At 71.0% G+C, this 21,786-nt stretch carries 17 protein-coding genes and 1 tRNA gene; 11 read left to right on the top strand and 7 right to left on the bottom strand.

The genetic code is table 11. The annotated features are described in order from the left end of the window. Positions 1 to 121: 121 nt before the first annotated feature. Positions 122 to 193 (bottom strand) — tRNA-Gln (locus AC5DRG_RS21625). Between the two features lie 207 nt (positions 194 to 400). On the opposite strand from AC5DRG_RS21625, the gene AC5DRG_RS21620 reads away from it, so the two are divergent. Beyond that, positions 401 to 1,723, top strand: coding sequence for a sensor histidine kinase (locus tag AC5DRG_RS21620; RefSeq protein WP_491812229.1), 1,323 nt, complete (start codon positions 401 to 403; stop codon positions 1,721 to 1,723). A gap of 63 nt (positions 1,724 to 1,786) precedes the next feature. On the opposite strand, the gene AC5DRG_RS21615 is transcribed toward AC5DRG_RS21620, so the two are convergent. Beyond that, positions 1,787 to 2,281 (bottom strand): SUKH-3 domain-containing protein, encoded by a 495-nt coding sequence (locus AC5DRG_RS21615; RefSeq protein ID WP_491813115.1) that lies wholly within the window; start codon positions 2,279 to 2,281, stop codon positions 1,787 to 1,789. A gap of 179 nt (positions 2,282 to 2,460) precedes the next feature. Further along, positions 2,461 to 2,997 (bottom strand): YwqJ-related putative deaminase, encoded by a 537-nt coding sequence (locus AC5DRG_RS21610; protein WP_491812227.1) that lies wholly within the window; start codon positions 2,995 to 2,997, stop codon positions 2,461 to 2,463. A 291-nt stretch (positions 2,998 to 3,288) separates the two neighbouring features. On the opposite strand from AC5DRG_RS21610, the gene AC5DRG_RS21605 reads away from it, so the two are divergent. The 6 genes from AC5DRG_RS21605 (at position 3,289) to AC5DRG_RS21580 (ending at position 11,222) form a co-directional block, all read left to right on the top strand. Next, on the top strand, positions 3,289 to 4,275 hold the full coding sequence (locus AC5DRG_RS21605) for an SMI1/KNR4 family protein (RefSeq protein WP_491812226.1): 987 nt from the start codon (positions 3,289 to 3,291) through the stop codon (positions 4,273 to 4,275). A gap of 8 nt (positions 4,276 to 4,283) precedes the next feature. Beyond that, on the top strand, positions 4,284 to 7,424 hold the full coding sequence (locus AC5DRG_RS21600; protein ID WP_491812224.1) for an SUKH-4 family immunity protein: 3,141 nt from the start codon (positions 4,284 to 4,286) through the stop codon (positions 7,422 to 7,424). A 137-nt stretch (positions 7,425 to 7,561) separates the two neighbouring features. Then, complete coding sequence (locus AC5DRG_RS21595) at positions 7,562 to 7,978, top strand: YciI family protein (RefSeq protein WP_491812222.1); 417 nt, start codon at positions 7,562 to 7,564, stop codon at positions 7,976 to 7,978. A gap of 1 nt (position 7,979) precedes the next feature. Next, positions 7,980 to 9,125, top strand: a complete 1,146-nt coding sequence (locus AC5DRG_RS21590) for an RNA polymerase sigma factor (protein ID WP_491812221.1) — start codon at positions 7,980 to 7,982, stop codon at positions 9,123 to 9,125. A gap of 138 nt (positions 9,126 to 9,263) precedes the next feature. After that, entirely contained in the window at positions 9,264 to 10,151 is an 888-nt protein-coding gene (locus tag AC5DRG_RS21585; protein ID WP_491812220.1) for a cellulose-binding protein, read from the top strand. A gap of 144 nt (positions 10,152 to 10,295) precedes the next feature. Then, on the top strand, positions 10,296 to 11,222 hold the full coding sequence (locus tag AC5DRG_RS21580; protein WP_491812219.1) for a hypothetical protein: 927 nt from the start codon (positions 10,296 to 10,298) through the stop codon (positions 11,220 to 11,222). A 30-nt stretch (positions 11,223 to 11,252) separates the two neighbouring features. On the opposite strand, the gene AC5DRG_RS21575 is transcribed toward AC5DRG_RS21580, so the two are convergent. Further along, positions 11,253 to 12,875: a sodium/solute symporter gene (locus AC5DRG_RS21575; protein ID WP_491812217.1), complete on the bottom strand. Its 1,623-nt coding sequence runs from the start codon at positions 12,873 to 12,875 to the stop codon at positions 11,253 to 11,255. Beyond that, a complete protein-coding gene (locus AC5DRG_RS21570) occupies positions 12,872 to 13,291 on the bottom strand; it encodes a DUF485 domain-containing protein (protein WP_491812215.1) in 420 nt (139 codons plus the stop codon). The genes AC5DRG_RS21575 and AC5DRG_RS21570 overlap by 4 nt, the downstream gene beginning before the upstream one ends. A gap of 266 nt (positions 13,292 to 13,557) precedes the next feature. Between AC5DRG_RS21570 and AC5DRG_RS21565 the strand changes: the two genes are divergently transcribed. Beyond that, positions 13,558 to 14,307: an NAD(P)-dependent oxidoreductase gene (locus AC5DRG_RS21565; RefSeq protein WP_491812214.1), complete on the top strand. Its 750-nt coding sequence runs from the start codon at positions 13,558 to 13,560 to the stop codon at positions 14,305 to 14,307. A gap of 167 nt (positions 14,308 to 14,474) precedes the next feature. After that, complete coding sequence (locus AC5DRG_RS21560) at positions 14,475 to 15,245, top strand: hypothetical protein (RefSeq protein ID WP_491812212.1); 771 nt, start codon at positions 14,475 to 14,477, stop codon at positions 15,243 to 15,245. A 168-nt stretch (positions 15,246 to 15,413) separates the two neighbouring features. On the opposite strand, the gene AC5DRG_RS21555 is transcribed toward AC5DRG_RS21560, so the two are convergent. Together AC5DRG_RS21555 and AC5DRG_RS21550 are read right to left on the bottom strand one after the other, a co-directional pair. Beyond that, entirely contained in the window at positions 15,414 to 16,166 is a 753-nt protein-coding gene (locus AC5DRG_RS21555; protein WP_491812210.1) for a GNAT family N-acetyltransferase, read from the bottom strand. 9 nt (positions 16,167 to 16,175) lie between these two features. After that, a complete protein-coding gene (locus AC5DRG_RS21550; RefSeq protein WP_491812208.1) occupies positions 16,176 to 17,669 on the bottom strand; it encodes an MFS transporter in 1,494 nt (497 codons plus the stop codon). Positions 17,670 to 18,101: 432 nt separating this feature from the next. Here AC5DRG_RS21550 and AC5DRG_RS21545 point away from each other — a divergent pair, with 432 nt between their 5' ends. Then, entirely contained in the window at positions 18,102 to 18,890 is a 789-nt protein-coding gene (locus AC5DRG_RS21545; RefSeq protein WP_491812207.1) for an ABC transporter ATP-binding protein, read from the top strand. After that, positions 18,887 to 21,466: an ABC transporter permease gene (locus tag AC5DRG_RS21540; RefSeq protein WP_491812206.1), complete on the top strand. Its 2,580-nt coding sequence runs from the start codon at positions 18,887 to 18,889 to the stop codon at positions 21,464 to 21,466. The genes AC5DRG_RS21545 and AC5DRG_RS21540 overlap by 4 nt, the downstream gene beginning before the upstream one ends. The last annotated feature ends 320 nt before the right edge of the window (positions 21,467 to 21,786 follow it).

Here is a 21,786-nt window from a genome sequence, read left to right as displayed (position 1 = left end):
GCCCTTCGGCTGTGGAGGGGGTGGGGTGACATCCGCAGGATACCGGGGCGTTTCAGGGGATACATGAGAGTGGGCCCTGACAGAGCTGTCAGGGCCCGGAGGGAATTCCGTAGGAGCGAAGCTCCCCCGCCAGGACTCGAACCCGGACAGATGGCACCAAAAGCCACAGTGCTGCCAATTACACCACGGGGGATGGAACTCGACTGAACCGGACATCCGGTCAGATCGCCGAGTGGCATCCAACACTATGCCGTACGGGGCCCCTTCCACGCGACGGCGTGTGATTTGGCAGTTCGAGGGATTCCGGTGGGTTTCGTTGTTATTCGATTACGGAGTGTGGTGTAGGCCAATCGGTGAAACTCGCCGGAAAAGCGGTGGCGGCCGCCCGTAGGCTGGACGCATGACCACGACGGGGGCAGACCACGCCGCGGCCCGGACCGGGCCGTGGTGGTGGACGAGGTGGCGAAGTGCGGTGCTCGACGGGGGTCTGGCGCTGGCGTCGGCGGCGGAGTGCGCGGCGCAGGGGATTCCGTTCGCGCGGGACGCGGGGATCCCGACGGCGGCCGGAATCGTGTTCGGGGTGCTGGCCGGGTCGGTTCTGCTGGTCCGGCGGAAGTGGCCGATCGCCGTCGTGCTGGTGTCGATCGCCATCACGCCGGCCCAGATGGGCTTCCTGATGGGCGTCGTCGGTCTGTACACCCTGGCATCGGCCGAGTTGCCGCGCCGGATCATCGGGGCGCTGGCCGGGATGTCGTTCGCCGGCACGCTGATCGTGACGTTCGTGCGGTGGGGACAGGGGCAGGATCTGGCGCGCGGGGACGTGTCGGTGGGGGAGTGGTTCGTTCCGTTCGCCGCCATCGCGGCCTCGCTGGGGCTGACCGCTCCGCCGGTACTGCTCGGGATGTACGTCGGGGCCCGGCGGCGGCTCATGGAGAGCCTGCGGGAGCGCGCGGACAGCCTTGAGCGGGAGTTGCAGCTGCTCGCGGAGCGGGCGGAGGAGCGCGCGGAGTGGGCGCGCAACGAGGAACGGACCCGGATCGCGCGCGAGATGCACGACGTCGTGGCGCACCGGGTGAGCCTGATGGTCGTACATGCCGCCGCGCTTCAGGCCGTCGCCCGGAAGGATCCCGACAAGGCCGTGAAGAACGCCGCCCTGGTCGGGGACATGGGGCGCCAGGCGCTGACCGAGCTGCGGGAGATGCTCGGCGTGCTGAGGAGCGGGGACGGCTCGGGAGCGCGCGAGCGGTCGGCCGTACCGCTCGCCGCCGTGGGGATGGCCGCGGCCGCCGCGGCCTCGCGGGCCGTCGACGACGAGGGGTCCGTGGACGGGCCCTGTCTGTCCGAACTGGACGAGCTGCTCGGGCAGTCGGCCGCCGCGGGGATGGTCGTGGACCTGACCGTGGAGGGCGAGGTGCGGGTGTACGCGGCGAAGGTCGAGGTGACCGCGTACCGCGTCGTGCAGGAGGCGCTGACGAACGTCCACAAGCACGCGGCGGGCGCCAAGACCCATGTGCGGCTGGCGCATCGGGTGTCGGAGATCGCGATGCAGGTGGAGAACGAACCGCCCCCCGAGCCCGCGTCCGCCTCCGCGGCCCGGCTGCCCTCGGGCGGCAACGGCCTGCTCGGGATGAAGGAGCGGGTCGCCGCGCTGGGCGGGGTGTTCGTGTCGGGGCCGACGGACGCGGGGGGTTATCGGGTGTCGGCGGTGATTCCGGCGGCGTAGGGGCTGCGGCGTAGGGCCCTGTGGTCAGGGGCCAGTTGAGCTTCCCGCTTCCCGCCGACCGGTTCAGCCCGCGGTGAGCCGTACCGGCTCGATGCCCGAGATGAGGCCGGAGAGGGCCTGGTCGATGTCGGGGCCGACGTACCAGTCGCCGGTGTGGTCGAGGGTGTAGACGCGGCCCTCGGTGTCGATGGCGAGCAGGGAGTGCGAGTCGGTCTCCTCGCCGAGCGGGCTGACCTCGGTGTCGAGGGCGCGGCCGAGGTCGCCGAGGGTGCGGGCCATGTGCAGGCCGTGCAGCGGGTCGAGGTGGAGGGCGACGGGGGCGACCTGGCGGCCGGGGCCCACCGGCGTGATGTGCAGTCCGCCGAACTCGGCCCATGCCTCGACGGCCGCGGGGAACACGGCGTGCCGGTGTCCCGCGGACGAGGTGTGCTCGCGCAGGGCGTCGGCCCAGTACTCGGCCTGCTTTATGTCCCAGCGCCCGGGCTGCCAGCCGGCGGCGCGCAGGGCGGTTTCGACGGGTGCGGGGAAGCGGGTGGTGGAGGAGCGGTCGGCGTGCATCTGCCCTTCGTTCGTCGAGGTCATGGGCCGTCGGCGTGCCGGAGTGGGGGGCCGCCGGGGTGCGTCGTGCGCGTGCGGTTCGTGCGGGTGCGTTTTGTGGCGGTGGTTCGTGCCGGTGATTCGTGCGTGTGATTTGTACGTGTGACTCGTGTCCGTGATTCGTGCCTGTGATCGGGGGGTCAGTCGCCGGGCGCCGTGGGGTCGACGATGCGGACGCCGAAGTGGGCGCTGAGGGCGGTGCAGGCGCGGCAGGGGGCGGCGAAGGCGCCGTGCCGGGGGTCGCCGTCCTCGCGGATGCGGCGGGCGGTGAGCTTGGACTGCTTGAGGGCCTTGCGGGCCTCGCCGTTGGTCATCGGTTTGCGGCCGGCGCGTTTGCTGCGTTCGGCGTCGGCGGCTGCGATGTGCCGGGAGATGAGGATGGCCTCGGCGCACCGGCCGGTGAAACGGTCGCGCTGGGCGCTGCCGAGGGTGTCCAGGAAGTCCTGGACGAGCGGGTGCAGAGCGGGGGCCTGGTCGCCGCGGGCGGCGGTGCCGGTGAGGGTGGCACCGCGGACGGAGAGGGCGGCGGCGACGGTCGGGAGTATGCCGTCGCGGCGGTGCAGAAGGGCGGGCGCGTGGAGGGTCTCCGCGCTGCTCCAGCCGACTCTGGGGTCACCGGACATGCCTGTGTGCGGTCCTGGGTGCGGACCCGTTTGTGTCCCGTTCATGATCATCATCCCCTCCCGTGCATCCCCCCGGCCGTCACAGAGTGCCAAATGGCGTGGCTGGTGCGGAAGCTGGGGCGGTGCGACACGCCCGGGCTTCGGCGGGCTGTCACGACGGGGTGACGGCTGGTCACGGAAGCGGAGGCCTGGTGACCTGGTGCCGGTGACCGGGTTCGTCGTACCGCATAGGCTGTCGGCACCGCCATGCGCGCGGGCAACGCGTTGGAGACAGTCGAATACGGACCGTAGTGAGCCGGAGGTGGCTCCCACGGGTCGTACAGAGTGCCGCAGGGGGCAACCGCCATGACGACAGGTCGGCTCGGGCAAGCCGCGCCGCCGAACGCGGCCTACGCCGGGCAGGTCGTGCACTTCCCGGATCCGGTCCGGGCGTCCCGTCACCCCAGGGGGGTGCGGGTGGACGAGCACGGCTACCCCGACTTCTCGCCCTACGCGCGCGCGGTCGCGGAGATCGCCGAACCGCCGGCGGGCTTCGGCGTCGACGAACTGCGCCTGACGGACTACGTGTCGGCGAACGCGGCCCTCTCGGCCTCCGGCCACGAACTGTGGGACACGATCCCGGCCGTGGCGACCCCGCACGGCTGGACCTGGCACCACGTGGCGGGCAGCCGGCGCCTTGAGTTGGTTCCGGTCGAGGTGAAGGCGCTGCTGCGGCACCACGGCGGAATAGCCACCTCGCCCGTCGACCACGACAAGCGCGGCACCCGGCCCCTCCAGGAGACCCGGCCCGCCCATCTCGGGCTGCCGAAGTCCGCGTTGGCCGTGACCGAGTCGCAGGTGCAGGGCGTCGAGGAGGACCTCGGCTACCGACTGCCGGGCGCCTACCGCTCGTTCCTGAAGGCCGCGGGCGGCTGCGCCCCGGTGGGCACCGCACTGGACGCGGAGTTGGGCCTCCTGATCGACCAGCCCTTCTTCACCGTGCGGGACGAGGCGGCCGTCAACGACCTCGTCTACGTCAACAAGTGCCTGCGCGACCATCTCACCAAGGACTACCTGGGAGTCGGCTTCGTCCAGGGCGGTCTACTCGCGGTGAAGGTGAAGGGCGACCGGGCCGGTTCGGTGTGGTTCTGCGCCTACGACGACGCCCGCGACGTCGACCCCTCCTGGGCACCGGCGGACCGCGTACGGCGGCTACTGCTGCCGTGCGGCGACGACTTCGACCAGTTCCTGTCCCGACTGGCCGGAAATCCGCCCGAGTTGGAGACGGTCGCGAACCTGATGGTGGACGGTGGTTTCGCCCATGCCGTTCCCATCCCTTCGGTGGGGGAGTGAACTGACCGATGGTGACCTTCGCGCAGGCGCAGGAACGCGCCGAGGAGTGGATCAACGGTGACCTGCCCGCGTACCAGCACCGCGAGGTGCGGGTACGGGAGTTCGGGCTCGGCTTCGTGGTCTGGGCCGAGGACCGGCCCGACGGACCGCGCTCGGACGGCGGCGCCCAACGGCTCGTGCTCGCCCGCGACAGCGGCGAGGCCACGCTCTGGCCCTCCCTTCCGGTCGGCGAGGTCATCCGCCGGTACGAGGAGGTGTACGGCCATGAGGACACCCCCGAGGACGCGGTGCCGGTTGCTCCGGCTCGGGTCGATCTGAACCAGACGTCGTTTTTGTTGAGTCCGCCGGAGTGGTTGCAGGAGGCGGCGGACAAGTTGGGGATTCCGGATCGGCGGGCTGGGGCGGGGGCTGGGTCCGGCTCGGGTGCGGTTTCCGATGCGGTGCCCAGCGCGCCCGGGAGTGGTGCCTCGTGGCCGGCCGCCGGGGCGACCGGGGGTAGTGGGGCGGGGAACGGCGCGGGGGCGTATCCGGGGGCGCCCGGTGTGGCCAGTGCGCCGGGTGTACCCGCCGGGGCGACCCCTTGGACGGGGACGGACACCAACGGCGGCGAGGACCTCTCCGTCCCGTTGCCCGCGACCGTGTTCGCATCGCCGATCAGTGACGCCGACGACGCCGTCCCGCCGGGCTCGACGCCGCCCGACGCCGAGACTGAGCTGATGTCGGGAGGCAGCCAGCTGCCGCCGACGGTGCGGGCGTCGGCGGTTGAGGACAGGAACGCGCCGGTGCCGCCCGCGGCGCCTGCGTCGCGGGGTGGTGCGCAGGGGGCGGGCGCCCAGGGTGTACCGGGCGCGCCAGGCGTGCGGCAGGGCAGCACGCCGCCTCCCGCGCCGCCTGCGCCGTCGTACGGCTACCCGCAGGGCGCGGGGCAGGGCAGCGCGCCCCCGCCTGCGCCGCCCGCGCCGTCTTACGGCTACCCGCAGGGACCCGGCGCCGCTTCGGGCGCCCCGGGTACGCCGCCGCCGAGCGCACCTTCCTCTTATGGCTATCCGCAGGGCCCGGGTGGTGCCCCTGCGCCGAACGCGCCCCAGCCTCCGGCCGCTCCGGGCGCCCCCCAGCGGCCCCTCGCGCCGAACGCCGGGGACATCGCCGACGCCGCGACGAGCATGGCGGCGCCCCCTCCGAGTCGCGCGCGGGGCGGGGCTTCTACGACGCCTCCTCCGCCGGGTGCGCCTGGGACGCCGGGGGCGCGGGCGGGGGGCACGCCTCCTTCTCCGCCGCCGCCCGGTCCGGGTGCGCAGAGTGCGCCGGGTGCGCCGGGCGCGGCCGGGGGCGGGTATGTGCCGACGCAGCTTGTGTCCGCGCTTGGCCCCAACGGGCCCGGGGCGCCTGGCGGTTCCGGTTCGCCGGGGGCGCCAGGGAGTCCCGGTGCGGCTCAGGGTTCCGGTGCGTCTCAGGGGCCTGGTGCGCCGCAGCCTCCGGGTGTGCCTGGGGTGCCGGGTGGGTTCCAGCCGCCGGGCGCGCCTGGAGCGTCCGGGGCGTCTCAGCCTCCGGGTGCGTCCCGGACCGCGGGCGCTCCGAATCCGCCCGGTGCGCCGAATCCTCCTGGTGTTCCGAATCCGCCTGGTGTGCCGAATCCGCCTGGTGTGCCGAATCCGCCGGGCGGTACGCCTCCCGGGGTTCACCACGCTGACACGATGTTCTCCAGCGCCGGGCGCAGCGGCGCGGGTGGGGGCGCGCAGCAGCCTCCGGGCGCCCCTGGTGTGCCGGGTGCGCCCGGTGCTCAGGACGTGCCTGGCGCCCCGAGTGCAGCCCAGTACCCCGGCGCTCCGAGTGTCCCTGGCGCCCCCGGCGCACCGCAGGCACCGGGCGCCCCGGGTGTTCCGCGCACGCCTGGCGCGCAGGGCGCTTCAGGCAGCGTGCCCGGTGGTGTGCATCACGCGGAGACCATGCTGTCCACGCCCCCGGTGGGCGCCCCCGGCGCACCGCCACCGCCGCAGGCCCCGGGCGCACCTGCTGCCCCCGGCGCATCCGGTGTTCCGAGCGCCCCCGGTATGGCTCAGGGCGCCCCCCAGTCGATGCCGCCCGGCGCGATGATGCCTCCGGGCGCCGTGCCGCCTGGTGCGACGCCGCCTCCCGGGCAGCCGGCGGGGTACGGATATCCGCAGCAGCAGGGGCGGCCGACGGTCGGGCCGGGGTATCAGGCTGTGCTGCGGTATCGGGCGCAGGACGGTTCCGAGCAGCAGTTGATCCGGCGTTCGGCGCCGGGGACGCCGCACCCGGAGTGGCAGATCTTCCACGAGCTGCGTGGGATGAACGTGCCGCCGGACCAGGTGCTGGAGCTGCACACGGAGTTGGAGTCGTGCGAGCTGCCGGGGGCGTACTGCGCGCGGATGATCCGGGAGCAGTGGCCGCAGGCGCGGATCACGAGCATCGCGCCGTACGGCACGGATCACGCGAGCCGGCAGCAGGGGATGCAGCAGTTGCTTGCGCACCAGGGCGAGTTGCACCAGGTGGCGGACGGTCCCGCGCGGCTCGCGCCGGTGCGGGCGCCGTTGCCGCCGGTGCAGTCGGCGCCGCCGATTCCGCCGGAGGGGATCGGACAGGAGCTGGCGGGTGCGTTCGGGCCGGGGGTGTTCCGGTTCGAGCAGGCGGCGGTGTCCCGGCAGGGTGTGCCGCCGATCGTGGCGCAGACGCTGGTGGTGGCGGGGCTGCCGATAGACATGGGCCCGTTCTTCTGGGCGCAGGCCCAGCCGGGGCGGCCGGTGCCGACGTTGGCGGAGCTGGCGGCCGAGCGCGGGGTGCGGCCGGCGCCGGACGCGGGCTCGTACCTCGTGATGGGCAGCGACTTCGGCAAGGCGATCTGCGTGCAGTACGGCACGGCGAACATCGTCGCCGTGCCCGTGGAGGCGGGGCCGGGCGGTGCCTCCGTACCGCCGCAGTTCGTGAACACGGGGCTGCCCGAGTTCGCGCGCTGCCTGGCGCTGCTCGGACGGATGTGGCGGTTGCGGTTCGGGCTCAACCAGGAGCAGGCGGGGCGGTGGACCGTCGATTTCCAGGCGCAGTTGGCGTCCCTGGACCCGGCGGCGCTCGGTTCGCCGGAGAGCTGGTGGTCGGTGCTGCTGGAGCAGATGTGGGACGGGCTGTTGTGACGTCCCGCGGTTGATGTCTCGTCCCTCGCGAGGGGGCCGGGAAAAAAATCGGGCGGCGATGTCGAGAACCCGCGTCCGGCTCCGTCCCCGGGGTGAACGCGACCACAATGGGTCGCACGAGCACCGAGGAGAACACCATGGCCAAGTACCTGATGCTGAAGCACTACCGAGGCGCCCCGGCCGCGGTCAACGACGTGCGGATGGACCAGTGGACCCCGGAGGAGATCTCGGCGCACATCCAGTACATGAACGACTTCGCGGCCCGGCTGGAGAAGACGGGCGAGTTCGTCGACGGTCAGGCGCTCGCCCCCGAGGGAGTGTGGGTCCGCTACGACGGTGAGGGGCGCCCGCCGGTCACCGACGGGCCGTTCGCGGAGACCAAGGACCTCATCGCAGGCTGGATGATCATCGACGTCGACAGCTACGAGCGCGCCGTCGAGCTGGCCGGGGAGCTGTCGGCCGCCCCCGGTGCGGGCGGCAAGCCGATCCACGAGTGGCTGGAGCTGCGCCCGTTCCTGGCCGCGCACCCCACCGTCGCGGAGGAGTGCCACTGAGGTGGACGAGGTCCTGCTTCGGAGCCTCACGCCGAGTGTGCTCGCCGTCCTCGTCCGCCGCGGAGCAGATTTCGCGGCGGCCGAGGACGCGGTACAGGACGCCCTGATCGAGGCGGTCCGCGTGTGGCCGGCCGATCCGCCGCGGGATGCGAAGGGCTGGCTGGTCACCGTGGCCTGGCGCAAGTTCCTCGACGCGACCCGGGCGGACACCGCTCGCCGCCGGCGCGAGGACCTCGTAGAAGAGGAACCGGCGCCCGGGCCCGCGCCCGCGGCCGATGACACGCTCCAGCTCTACTTCCTGTGCGCCCACCCGTCGCTGACCCCGGCATCGGCGGTCGCGCTCACGCTGCGTGCCGTCGGCGGGCTGACCACCCGGCAGATCGCCGAGGCCTATCTGGTGCCCGAGGCGACCATGGCGCAGCGCATCAGCCGGGCCAAGCGCACCGTCTCCGGGGTGCGCTTCGACAAGCCCGGGGATGTCGCCACCGTGCTGCGCGTCCTGTACCTCGTCTTCAACGAGGGCTACTCCGGCGACGTCGACCTCGCCGCCGAGGCCATCCGGCTCACCCGGCAGCTCGCGGCCGTGATCGACCACCCCGAGGTGGCGGGGCTGCTCGCGCTGATGCTGCTCCACCACGCCCGGCGCGCCGCCCGGACCGCGCCCGACGGCAGCCTGGTGCCGCTCGCCGAGCAGGACCGCGGCCGCTGGGACACGAAGGTGATCGCGGAGGGCGTCGGGATCCTCCAGGCGGCCCTCTCCCGTGACCGGCTTGGCGAGTTCCAGGCCCAGGCCGCCATCGCCGCCCTCCACGCGGACGCGCCCACCGCCGAGGAGACCGACTGGGTGCAGATCGTCGAGTGGTACGACGAGCTCGCGCGCCTGACCGACAGCCCGGTCGTCCGGCTCAACCGCGCGGTCGCCGTCGGCGAGGCCGACGGACCGCGCGCCGGCCTGAAGGCACTCGCGGCGCTGGACGACACCCTGCCCCGGCACACCGCGGTGGCCGCCTACCTCCACGAGCGCGACGGCGACCTGGCGACGGCGGCACGGCTGTACGCCGAGGCCGCCCACAAGGCACCCAACCTCGCCGAGCGCGACCACCTGACCCGCCAGGCCGCCCGGCTCAACGCCCGCCGGAGTCGCTGACGGGTCGCGTAGCGTGACCTGTGACCGGAGTGTCGCGTTATGCGTACTTACGTCCGATCCATCAAGATATGCGCGAAATCGTTCTTAAACGTTCGTACTTCGTACGTCATGTCGTGTGGGTCGGCGGAAGGGTTCAGGATGAGCAGCGCATCGGCGTCGGCACAAGGCTTCGTGGCCGTACGGGGGCGCGGCTACCGTCCCGAACAGGTCGACGTGTACGCCGCCGTGATCTCCCGGGACCGGGACGCCGCGTGGGAGCGGGCCGCGCGCCTGACCGTGCTCGCCCGGGACATGGAGGCGAAGGCGGCGCGGCTGCGGGAGACGGTGGCGCGGCTCGCGCCGCAGACGTACGAGACGCTCGGGGAGCGCGCACGGTGCCTTTTCCAGCTCGTGGAGGAAGAGGCGGCGCACGTGCGCGAACAAGCGCGGCACGCGGCGCAGGAATACGTCGCGCAAGCCGAGACGCGCGCCCTCGGCGTACGCCGGGAGGCGCACGAAGAGGCGGATGCGCTCCGTGCGGACGCCGAGGAACGCGCCCGCCAGCGCCTCCTCGCGGCGCGCGCCGAGGCCGACGACATCCGTGTCAGCGCCCGGCGCGAGGTGAAGGAGGGGCGCGGCGAGGCGCTCGCCGCGTTGCGCGAGGTGCGGCAGCGCACCACCGGCATGCTCGCCGAGCAGGAGAAGGAGCACGCCGAACGCTGGGAGCGGGCCGAGCGGGAGGCGGCCGAGCGCGAGGCCGCGCTGGACGCACACCACGCCGAGCTGGTGGCGCGCGCCGAGGCCGCGCTCTCCGACGCGAAGCAGGCGTTCGCCGACGCGGAGGAGTCGACGCAACGGCGCCAGGAGGAGGCACACGCGCGTGGCGCCGAGCTGCTCGCCGAGGCGCGGGTGCGGGAGGAGCGGATCGCCCGGGAGACGGAGCGGGTGCTGCGCGAGCACGGGGAGACGTGGGACGACCTACAGGCCCACATGGATCACGTACGCAACAGCCTTACGGCGTTGACGGGGCGGGCGCCGGCGGAGTGACGTAGTGATGTGCTGACGTAACGAAAAGGACAACACCGGGGAGTGCGGCGAACGTCTGTCCCTGGTGTGGCGTCACAGGGGCGATACGGCCTCAAACGGCCTCCACACGCCCATCTGTTCGTCACTGTCAGCCCGGGGGGATCCATGCGTACGAGCACCGCGCGCGCTGTCAGGCTGCATGCGGCCCTGGCCCTGTTCACCGCCGTCACCACCGCTGTTGTGGTCGGGTGTGGCACTGCCGAAGTTGATGACGACGGCGGTGGTGCGCGGGTTCGGAATGCCGTGCAGGCGCCCGAGGCGAAGGAGCGGGCCCGGGAGGTTGCTGAGGCCTGGGAGGGGTCCGAGGCCGCCGAGGTGTGGGCCAAGGGGTATTACCCGATGGGGGATACCGTCCAGCTGCCCGACAACGCCTTCCTCGACGGGAACGACAAGGAGGCCTACTTGGCGGGGCGCTTCGTCCTGCGTGGCGAGCTTCCCGAGTCCCCGAAGGGGGAAGGGAAGGTGGAGTGGGAGAGCGGGGGTTCGCTCACACTGCCGTTGACGGGGGCGCGGAAGTCGTACGAGAGCATGGCGAGCGGTGGCGACGGCGAGCCGCATCTCACCGTGACCGGGGCGAAGTTGGGGGAGATGAGCCTGGTCACCAGTAGGGGACCGGCGACCGTGCCGGCGTGGCTGTTCACGCTGGAGGGCTACGACACTCCGCTCAAGCGGGTCGCGCTCAGCTCGTCGCAGCTTCCCGAGCCGCCGATCAGGCCCGCCGCGGACACGCCCTCCGCCGAACTGTGGGAACTCGCCGGGCTGGTGAAGGCGGCCGAGGACGGGCGGTCCCTCACCGTCATGGCCCACCACGGAGCCTGCGACGACGGGCCCGCCGTACATGTGCTGGAGACGGCCGGGAGTGTGGTGCTGTCCGGGTCGATCGTTGGGACAAAAGACGGTGCATGCACCTCCCAACTGCTGAGCAAGCAGGTGACGGTGAAGCTGGAGCGGCCGGTCGGCGAACGGATCCTGTTGGACGCGTTCACCGGCGAGCCCCTGCCGTACGTGAAGCGGTACATGTCCTGGTCCTGACAGAGCCGGCCGCTCTCGACGGGCGTGGTGTCAGCCGCGCCTGCGTACCGCCCCCGCCAGGATCCACCCCTCCACCGCCTCGTACTGCCGCCGCTGTTCACCGGCCTCGCGCCGCCCGGAGACCACCGTCCCCAGCCAGCCGAAGCCGAAGCCCAGCGGGATGGAGACCAGGCCCGTCGTCGTGAACGGGAAATAGGTGAAGTCCGAGCCCGGGAAGGCCGAGACGGGGGAGCCGGAGACGAGGTTCGTGCCCGGAATCAGGAGCAGGACCGTGAGGGAGCCGCCGATGAGGGTGCACAGGAGGCCGGTTCGGGTGTAGCGGCGCCAGAAGAGGCTGTAGACCAGTGCGGGGGCGAGGGCGGAGGCGCCCAGGCAGAAGGAGAGCGTCACCAGCGGTTGCAGGCTGCGGTGTTGGACCTGGGTCGCGAGGGCGATCGCCGGAACTCCTATGGCCAGGGCGGAGATTCGCGCCAGGGTCATCTCGCGGCGCGGGGACAGTTCACGCGCGCGTGCCGCGAAGACGTCGTGGGCAAGGGAGTTGGCGCAGGCCAGGATCATGCCGGCGACGGAGGCGAGCAGGGTGAGGAAGAGGGCGGTGGTGACCGTCGTGAACAGCAGCGTCTCCGCCGTGGACAGGTCCGGCCCGAAGGCGGCCTGCGAGCCCAGCAGATACGCCGTGTTGCCCTGCGGATCGGCCTGCGCGATCGCCGTACGCCCGACCAGCGCTGTGGCGGCGAAACCGACGACCGTGATGACGGGCACGAACAGCGCCACGCACGACACCGCCCAGGACATCGAACGGCGCACCTGGCGGGCGCTGGACGCGGTGTACATCCGCATGGTGACGTGCGGCAGACAGGCGCCGCCCAGGACGACGGTCAGCTCCGAACTGATCATGTCCAGACGGGGATTGGGCCCACCCTCGAACTGCAGCCCCGAGTGCAGAAAGGCCCCGCCCGCACCGCTCCCGTCTGCCGCCGCGTCGAACAGCGCGCCCGGGCTCCAGCCGAAGCGGTTCAGGACGAGTACGGAGACCACGGCCCCCGAACCGAGCAGCATCACGATCTTGAGGATCTGGATGACAGCGGTGCCCTTCATACCGCCGATCGCCGCGTAACTGATCATCAGCGCGCCCAACCCGATGACGCAGCCCGTCTTCACCGAGTCACCGGAGAAGCCGAGGATGAACGCCAACAGCTGCCCGGCGCCCGCGAGTTGCACCAGCATCAGCGGAAGCAGCGCCGCGAGGGTCACGACGCACGCGGCGATACGGACGCGACGCCCCGGCATACGACGGGCGAAGGCGTCCCCCATGGTGAACCGGCCCGCGTTGCGCAGCGGTTCGGCCAGCAGGAACATCAGCAGCACCAGCGACAGGGCCGTGCTCAGGGCGAGGACGACACCGTCGTAGCCGCACAGCGCGATCACCCCGCTGGTGCCCAGGACGGTCGCGGCGGAGATGTAGTCGCCGGCGATCGCGAGGCCGTTGCCCAGTGGGGACAGGGAGTTGGAGCCGGTGTAGAACGCGTCGAGGTCGTCCCGGTCCGGGCTCGTCAGCACACACAGCAGCAGGGTGATCGTGGCTACGGCCGTGAAGGCGACCAGTGACGTGGTCTGCGCGGAGTCGCTGAACCCCGCCCCGATTCCCGTCACCGGCCCACCCCCGCCCCGCGCCTCGCGTCCAGCTCCGCCAGCTTGCGGATGCGGTCGGCGAGCGGATCGACGTAGCGGCGGGCCGTGCGCTCGTACAGGACGATCGCCAGCCAGGTGACGGGGAGTTGGAGCAGCGCGAGCAGCAGGCCGGTGGGCAGGCCGTCGGTGACGGTGCTCGTCATGAAGGACGGTGCGAAGGCGGACAGGAGGAGGAAGAGCGTGAAGTAGCCGAGCGCCGTGAGACCGGCGACGCGACGCTGGCGGCGGTAGGCGCCGCGCAGGATCCGCAGGTCGCTGTGGTGGCCCAACGGGGGGCGGCTGGGCGGGCGTTGCCTCGGCGGTTCGGGCGGCGGCGGTGGTGCCCAGGGGTAGGTGGGCGGGTTCGGGTGCGGGTGGTGGCCATGGTCGTACGACATCCCGGTGCTCCTTGGGTGAACTCCAGGTGAGCGAAGGGTGGGTGACGGGTGAGCGGGCCACGCACGTTACTTGGAGGTAGCGAGTGTGGGCAGTGCTTCCGCCGAACTGGTCCGTCGGTATGCGCTTACTGCGCTGACCTCGGGTGTTACCTGCGTTAACTCATACCTTTGAGCTGCCGCCTCACCTCACCTCGTCCACCCCATGTCACACTCGCGGCCGCCATCCCCTCTTGATGGGAAAGAACCGACAGTCGAGGGGATCACCGATGAACATCGTCATCTTCGGAGCGAACGGACCGACCGGCCGCCTGGCCACGCAACGGGCCGGCGCGGCCGGGCACACCGTCACCGCGGTCACCCGCCATCCCGATACCTTTCCGCTGACCGGTCCGTGGCTGCGTGTGGTCGCCGCGGACGTGTACGACGCCGGCGCGGTGGAGGACGCCGTGGCCGGGCAGGACGCGGTGATCTCGGCACTCGGGGTGCCGTACGGGCGGGAGCCGGTCACCGTGTACTCGGTGGGGATGGGGCAGATCATGCGGGCCATGGGGGTGCACGGGGTGCGGCGGGTCGTCGCGGTGTCGTCGACCGTGCTGTTCGATACCGCGGCGCCCGGGGAGGGGTTCTTCTTCCGGAAGGTGCTGGAGCCGGCTGTCGTGCGGTTCATGGGGCGCACGGTCTATGAGGACATGCGGCGGATGGAGGACGCGATGCGCGCGAGCGACCTCGATTGGACGGTCATCCGGCCCGGTGGCCTCTTCGACGCGGAGGGGGTGAGCGAGTACCGGGTGGGCACGTCGCGGCTGCCCGGGCGGTACACGGCGCGGGTCGATCTGGCGCACGAGTTGGTACGGCAGGCCGTGGACGACGACCGTCATACGCGGATGTTCGTCGACGTGCGGACGACGGAGAACACACCGAGCTTTCTCGACCTCATCCGTAAGGAGGCGTTGGGTGGTGGGGGCGGCAAGGGGGCCAAGGGCGGCAAGGGTGCCAAGGCGGGTGCTCTTGGCTGAGGAGCGGCTCGGCGGTGGAGGCATGGGGATGGTGTGGCGGGCGCGTGATCCGGCGCTGCACCGTGAGGTTGCCAGACGTGGTGACGGGCGGCGAAGGTAATCCCGTGTCTGTGTCCGGGAGTTGAGCGAGCTTTGATGCCGGGGGCGATACCCGCGTGAAGAGAAGAATGCTGCGACGCTCGGCGCTGGCCGTCGTGCTCCTGCTGATGTGGGTGGGTCCCCTGGTCGGCGCGGTCGCGGTCGGCGAGGCCCTCACCGGCGCCGGGCATGATGATCTCGGGGGAATCGCCTTCGTGACGCTGACGATCTGCCTCGGCACCTCCGCGATCTTCACACTGCCGACCTTGGCCATGGTCACCGGTCGGGACGGGAAGGTCCTCGACGACTCGGTCGAAGGACTCATCGCGGCTCTCGTCGTCGTCGGCATAGTGATGTGGTTCTGCGCATTCGTCATCGCGTTGAACCTGCCGGCGTGGTACCTGGATCACCATGGCGTCGAAACCGACGCCCTGATCTCCGCCGAGCACTGCGACGGCGGCCAGGGTCCCGTCTGCGAACAGGATCTGCGGGTGTCATCCCCGTCGGGCCAAGACCTCGGCTGGGTGGGCTGCAACGGCACCGGTCACTGGCATGTCGGCGAGTGGGTGCGGGTGCGCGTCGATCCGGACGGCTGGGCAGCCCCGCAGATCGCCAACTGCACAAGGGCCGGCTTCCTGGACACGATGATCCCGGTCACTCTCGGCGTCAGCGGCATCGCGTTCGCCGCGGCGGCAGCGGCCCCGCTCATCGCCGCACACGGCCGCGACAAGGAGGAACCGGTCGGGGACAGCGCCGTCGAGGACAGTGTCGTAGAGGACAGCGTCGTAGAGGAGGACATCGCCGAACCGGAGGACGCGGTCCCGTCCGGGCCCTCGCCCGAGCCACCCGGGGCCCAGTGAGGGGGCGGTGGCGGAGGTGATTGGAGCGTTTGGGCCATGCCCTGGACAGCCGACCTGGGGTTTTCCAGTTGTCCCCTGGCCTAAACCGGCCAATCACCGCCAGCCGCCAGCCGCCAGCCGCCAGCCGCCAGCCGCCAGCCGTTCAGCCCCCCACGTGCCGTGACTGAACTAAGCGAGCTCGATGCTCAGTTGACTCCCCAGCTCGCGGAAGCCCAGGGCGCGGGCGACTCTGCGCGACGCCGGTGGGCGGGCTCGCCACTGCGGGAGCAGGCCGGCCGTGAGGGCGTGGGTTGTTGCTGCCGAGGCCGTTGCCCGGGCCAGGCCTCGGGCGCGCCACGCGGGTGCTGTCAGCACGCTGATGTGGGCGGTGCGGTTCGGCCAGAGGGTGTATCCGGCGGCGGCCACCACCTCGCCCTCCTCACCGCCCTCGCGGATCACGAAAGCGGGGGAGGTTATGTCCGTCAACCCGGCCTCGCCGGCGTCCTCTTCGCCCGCCAGCCTCTCCAGGCGGCGTATCTCCGGGTGCTGCTCTACCGGCAGTTGAATCACCGTCAGATCCTCTGGCCTCGCCGGGACGAACTCGTCCGGACCCGCGTACGCCAACGTCGCCGGGCCCAACACCCGTGCCACCGCCAGCGCATCACACACTGCCTCCGCCGACAGACGTGCAAGCGGCGCAAGCGGTGCGAGCGCCTCCCGGACCGTCCTCGCCGCGTCCTCCGTCGGCGCCGTGGCGATCGCCGAACCTCCCAGGGCCACGATGCCGACCCAACCCGGCGGACACAGCCGTGACTTCGATGAGACGGCCACGGATATGTTCGTAGCGCTGCCCGTCGGCCCGAACGACACCGGCGCCGAAGCCAGTCCCACCCACAGCTCACGTGCTCTGGCCAGCAAGGCATCCTCCGTCTCCGTCGACACGCCTCCCCCTCAATCCTTCAGCACCGGAAACCGCCTCGGAGCCAGCAACAGCAGTGCCAGGAAAGCCAATCCGGCCGCGCACCCCGCCCCCACATACACCGCATGCACGGCGTCCGCGATCGCCCGCCGAGTCGCCTCGGGGGCCGCGCCTCCGCCGAGGTCTCTCGTGACCTCGTCCAAGTCACTCGCCCCGCCCAGCCTCGCCGCCAGCACCCCATTAGCCACCGCGCCGAACAGGGACGCGCCGATCGTCTGGCCGGTCTGGCGGCAGAAGAGCACCGATGCCGTCGTCGTGCCCCGCTCCGACCAGCCCACCGTCGACTGCACGCCCACGATCAGGGGGAGTTGGAACAGGCCCAGGGCGGCGCCCAGCACCAGCATCAAGAGCGTTGGCTGCCAGGCCGACCCCGGGTACGGCAGGAACGGGAACGCGAACAGCGTCAGCGCTGCGACGCCGATGCCCAGCATGGCCGTATTGCGGAAGCCGATGCGGCGGTACACGTGTTGGCTCAGGGCCGCCGATATCGGCCAGGTCAGCGTCCATACGGAGAGGACGAATCCCGCCGCGACCGGGGCCAGGCCCAGTACCGACTGCGCGTACGTCGGGAGGAACACCGTCGGTGCCACCATCAGCAGGCCCAGCGCGCCCAGGGCGAGGTTGACCGCGGCGATCGTACGGCGGCGCCACACCCAGCCGGGGATGATCGGTTCCGTAGCCCGGCGTTCGACCAGGACCACGACTCCGGCCAGCGCAAGTCCCGTACAGAACAAGGCTATTGAGGGGGCCGAGAGCCACTCCCACGCCACCCCGCCCTGTACCAGGGCCGTCAGCAGGACGCCGCCGCAAGCGAACACCGCCAGTGCGCCGACCCAGTCGACACGCGCGCGTGCCGCCTGCTCCCGGGCCGGTTCGTGCAGGTAGCGGACGATCAGCCACAACGCCACCGCCCCGATGGGGAGGTTGACGAGGAAGATCCAGCGCCAGTCCGCGTAGGCCGCCAATAGTCCGCCCACCGCCGGGCCCGCGATCGCCGACACCGCCCACACCGTGGACAGTTTGGATTGGATCTTTGGGCGGTCTTTCAGTGGGTACAGGTCGGCGGCCAGGGTCTGGACCGTGCCCTGGAGGGCGCCTCCGCCCAGGCCCTGCACGATACGGAAGGCGATCAACGCCGCCATGTTCCACGCCACGGCGCACAGAAGTGAGCCCAGCAGGAAGACCGCCGCTCCGGCGATCAGGACCGGCTTTCGGCCGAAGGTGTCGGAGAGTTTGCCGTAGACGGGGAGCGTGACCGTCACCGCCAGCAGGTAGCCGGAGAAGAGCCAGGAGAAGACCGCGAAGCCGCCCAGGTCGCCGACGATCTGCGGTACGGCCGTCGACACGATGGTGGAGTCGAGGGCCGCCAGCGCCATCGTGAGCATGAGGGCCGCCACGACCGCTCCGCGCTTGTCCGTTCCGGCGCGCTGTGCGGTGTCGCGTATCGCGGGTGTCGTACCGCCCACCGGATTCCGGCCCCCATCCATTTTCTTTCCCCCTGCATCTATCTGTCGTACGACAGGGTCCCACTTGACCCTCACGTCGCGGGAGGGTGCACGCTGGCCGGGGTTGAGGGTGGAGGCGACCCCGAGGAGTTCTCCACCGACGGGTGGACTGCCCCTAGGGGTTCCTCCGTACTACGGCTCGGGGAGGGTTCGTACTGCCGGAGGAGGAGAACGTACGGCGGTCGTCCTTAACCTGGCTTTACGCCGCTGAGGGCGGTGGACCGCAGCTACGGGGGTGGGGTTTTCCCCAGCAAAAGACTGCGCTGAGCACCAGCGCGCCGGACCCCCGTCGCGGACCAGACTCAACGACGTAACCACCGCACTTCCGCAAGGCCCGTTCGCCGGGCTCCGTACACACACGACTTACTCGTCGACCGATATAGGAGACATACCGTGACATCGGCTGTGACCATCACCAGGCACGGGGGCACTGGAGGGCGTACGGCCGTTGCCGCTCGGGCGCGGCAGGTCGTCAAGGCGTACGGGTCCGGGGAGACCCGGGTCGTCGCTCTCGATCACGTGGACGTGGACATAGCGCGGGGGCAGTTCACCGCGATCATGGGGCCCTCCGGGTCCGGCAAGTCCACGCTCATGCACTGCCTCGCCGGGCTCGACACCGTGACGTCCGGGGAGATCTACCTCGACGACACCGAGATCACCGGGCTGAAGGACAAGAAGCTCACGCAACTGCGCCGGGACCGGATCGGGTTCATCTTCCAGGCGTTCAACCTGCTGCCGACGCTCAACGCGATCGAGAACATCACGCTGCCCATGGACATCGCGGGCAGGAAGCCGGACAAGGCGTGGCTGAGCCAGGTGGTCGACACCGTCGGGCTCAGCGGCCGGCTCAAGCACCGGCCCACCCAGCTCTCCGGCGGGCAGCAGCAACGTGTCGCCGTGGCGCGGGCGTTGGCCGCCCGTCCCGAGATCATCTTCGGGGACGAGCCGACCGGAAACCTGGACTCGCGGGCCGGCGCCGAGGTGCTCGGCTTCCTGCGGCGGTCCGTCGACGAGCTCGGGCAGACCATCGTGATCGTCACCCACGACCCGGTGGCGGCCTCGTACTCCGACCGTGTGCTGTACCTCGCCGACGGCCGGATCGTCGACGAGATGTTCAAGCCGACCGCCGACACCGTCCTCGACCGCATGAAGGACTTCGACGCCCGGGGGCGTACGTCATGACCGTCATGAAGACCTCGATGCGCAACTTCTTCGCGCACAAGGGGCGGATGGCGCTCTCCGCGATAGCCGTACTGCTGTCGGTGGGCTTTGTGACAGGGACCCTTGTCTTCACCGACACCATGTCCACCACCTTCGACAAGCTCTTCGCCGCCACCGCCTCCGATGTGACCGTGAGCGCCGAGAACGCCTCGGACAGCGGTGAGACCCAAACCGACAACGGCAAGCCGCCCGTCATGCCCGCCTCCGTCCTCGCCGAGGTGCGCGAGGCGGACGGGGTCAAGTCGGCCCAGGGGACGGTCTTCTCGACCTCCGTCACCGTCGTCGACGCCGACAAGGACAGCCTCTCGCCCACGAGCGGCGCCCCGACCATCGTCGGCAACTGGAACACCAACGACGCCCGCACCATGAAGATCACGTCCGGTCAGGCGCCGCGCGGGCCGGACCAGATCATGGTCGACGCCGACACCGCCGACAAGCACCACCTGGGGCTCGGCGACGAGATCGGCGTCATCAGCGCCGTCGGCACGCACAAGGCGAAGGTCTCCGGCATCGCCGACTTCACCGTCACCAATCCCGGTGCCGCGATCTTCTACCTCGACACCAAGACCGCGCAGGAAGCGCTCGTCGGTGCGACCGGCGTCTACACCAACGTCAACGTCACCGCCGACGCCGGGTTCAGCGACGCGCAGGTCAAGAAGAGCGTCGCCGCCTCGCTCGACGGCGCCTACAAGGTGCAGACCGCCAAGGAGGTCGCGGACGCTAACGCCGACGACGTCGGCGACTTCATGGGCGTCATCAAGTACGCGATGCTCGGCTTCGCCGGGATCGCCTTCCTCGTCGGCATCTTCCTGATCATCAACACCTTCTCGATGCTGGTCGCCCAGCGGACCCGCGAGATCGGCCTGATGCGGGCCATCGGGTCCAGCCGCGGCCAGGTCAACCGGTCCGTGCTGGTGGAGGCGCTGCTGCTCGGCTTCCTCGGTTCGGTGCTCGGCGTGGGCGCGGGTGTGGGCATCGCCGTCGGGCTGATGAAGCTCATGTCGATGGCGGGCATGAACCTGTCCACCGACGACCTGACGATCGCCTGGACGACTCCGGTCGTCGGGCTCGTACTGGGCATCGTCGTCACCGTCCTCGCCGCCTACCTGCCGGCCCGCCGCGCCGGCAAGGTCTCCCCGATGGCCGCGCTGCGCGACGCCGGCGCTCCCGCCGACGCCAGGGCAGGTGTCGTACGGGCCGTGCTGGGGCTGTTGCTGACCGGGGGCGGCGGATACGCGCTGTACCTCGCGACCGCCGCCGACAAGGCGAGCGAGGGGTCGTTGTGGCTGGGCGGCGGGGTCGTCCTGTCGCTGATCGGGTTCGTCGTCATCGGGCCGCTGCTCGCCGGTGGTGTGGTGAAGGTGCTGAGCGCCGTACTGCTGCGGGTCTTCGGGCCCGTCGGGCGGATGGCCGAGCGCAACGCGCTGCGCAACCCGCGGCGGACCGGGGCCACGGGTGCGGCCCTGATGATCGGCCTCGCGCTGGTCGCCTGTCTGTCGGTGGTCGGGTCCTCGATGGTCGCCTCGGCGACCGACCAGCTGGACAAGACCGTCGGTACCGACTTCATCATCGGCTCCGACGGCGGGCAGCTGATCACCCCGCAGGCCGTCGAGGCCGCGCGGACCGCCAAGGGCGTGAAGAGCTTCACCGAGTACAAGTGGACCGAAGGCGACTTCACCACCCCCGACGGCAAGACGCTCAAGGACACGGCGATCACGGCGGCCAGCCCGTCCTATGCGACGGACCTGGCCACCAAGACCGTCGCCGGCAAGCTCGCGGACGCCTACCGGCCGAACTCGATGTCCGTGCACGAGGAGTTCGCCAAGGACCACGGCATCACCCTCGGGTCCAAGATCGCCGTCGACTTCAAGGACGGTTCCACGGCCCGGCTGACGGTTCGTGCCATCACCAGCAGCGACGTCGTCATCGACCAAGGCGCCATGTATACGTCGATCGACACGCTCGCCAAGTACGTCCCGGCCGACAAGATGCCGCTCGACGACATGCTCTTCGCCTCGGCGAAGGACGGTCAGGAAGCGGCCGCGTACAAGTCGCTCAAGGCGGCGCTCGACGACTATCCGCAGTACAAGGTCCGTGACCAGACCGACTACAAGGAAGCCCTGAAGGACCAGATCGGGCAGCTCCTGAACATGATCTACGGGCTGCTGGCGCTGGCGATCATCGTGGCGATCCTGGGTGTGGTGAACACGCTGGCCCTGTCGGTGGTCGAGCGGACGCGGGAGATCGGCCTGATGCGGGCGATCGGTCTGTCGCGGCGGCAGATGCGCCGGATGATCCGCCTGGAGTCGGTGGTCATCGCCCTGTTCGGCGCGCTGCTGGGCCTGGGGCTTGGCATGGGCTGGGGCGCGACCGCCCAGCAGCTGCTCGCCCTGGAGGGGTTGAAGGTCCTGGACATTCCGTGGCCGACGATCATCTCCGTGTTCATCGGATCGGCCTTCGTGGGGCTGTTCGCGGCGCTGATCCCGGCGTTCCGGGCGGGCCGGATGAACGTACTGAACGCGATCGCCACCGAGTAGGACAACCGAGCACGCACGCGTGCGTGACTGTAAAGCCACCGCACGCGTGCGTGCCCGCACAGCCACCGCACACGGGGGTTGCGGGGGAGAGCCCGGCGCTGGGGAATCCGACCGATTTCCCGGCGCCGGGCTTCGCCGTGCGTCCGGGGGAGAGGGGTTGCCCATGAGTGCGGCGTTGTCCACAAGCGCGGCGTTGTCCACAGCCTCGGCATGAATCTGCCCGGCGTCGTACGCTGGACACCCCCGGCCCGCACCGCGTGTCGGGCGGTTCGCGTTGCCCACCCCCCATCCGCTACTCGCCCGCTCCCCCTTCGCACCTC

The organism is Streptomyces sp. JLBG701 (assembly GCF_058544905.1).
Note: the sequence above shows the minus strand (reverse complement) of the source record. Positions and strands in the feature narration are given on the sequence as shown.

Excerpts from the sequence above, each read along its gene's own strand:
- AC5DRG_RS21620 (WP_491812229.1), top strand. The coding sequence starts at position 401 with ATGACCACGACGGGGGCAGACCACGCCGCGGCCCGGACCGGGCCGTGG.
- AC5DRG_RS21615 (WP_491813115.1), bottom strand. The coding sequence starts at position 2,281 with ATGCACGCCGACCGCTCCTCCACCACCCGCTTCCCCGCACCCGTCGAA.
- AC5DRG_RS21610 (WP_491812227.1), bottom strand. The coding sequence starts at position 2,997 with ATGATGATCATGAACGGGACACAAACGGGTCCGCACCCAGGACCGCAC.
- AC5DRG_RS21605 (WP_491812226.1), top strand. The coding sequence starts at position 3,289 with ATGACGACAGGTCGGCTCGGGCAAGCCGCGCCGCCGAACGCGGCCTAC.
- AC5DRG_RS21600 (WP_491812224.1), top strand. The coding sequence starts at position 4,284 with ATGGTGACCTTCGCGCAGGCGCAGGAACGCGCCGAGGAGTGGATCAAC.
- AC5DRG_RS21595 (WP_491812222.1), top strand. The coding sequence starts at position 7,562 with ATGGCCAAGTACCTGATGCTGAAGCACTACCGAGGCGCCCCGGCCGCG.
- AC5DRG_RS21585 (WP_491812220.1), top strand. The coding sequence starts at position 9,264 with ATGAGCAGCGCATCGGCGTCGGCACAAGGCTTCGTGGCCGTACGGGGG.
- AC5DRG_RS21580 (WP_491812219.1), top strand. The coding sequence starts at position 10,296 with ATGCGTACGAGCACCGCGCGCGCTGTCAGGCTGCATGCGGCCCTGGCC.
- AC5DRG_RS21570 (WP_491812215.1), bottom strand. The coding sequence starts at position 13,291 with ATGTCGTACGACCATGGCCACCACCCGCACCCGAACCCGCCCACCTAC.
- AC5DRG_RS21565 (WP_491812214.1), top strand. The coding sequence starts at position 13,558 with ATGAACATCGTCATCTTCGGAGCGAACGGACCGACCGGCCGCCTGGCC.
- AC5DRG_RS21560 (WP_491812212.1), top strand. The coding sequence starts at position 14,475 with ATGCTGCGACGCTCGGCGCTGGCCGTCGTGCTCCTGCTGATGTGGGTG.
- AC5DRG_RS21540 (WP_491812206.1), top strand. The coding sequence starts at position 18,887 with ATGACCGTCATGAAGACCTCGATGCGCAACTTCTTCGCGCACAAGGGG.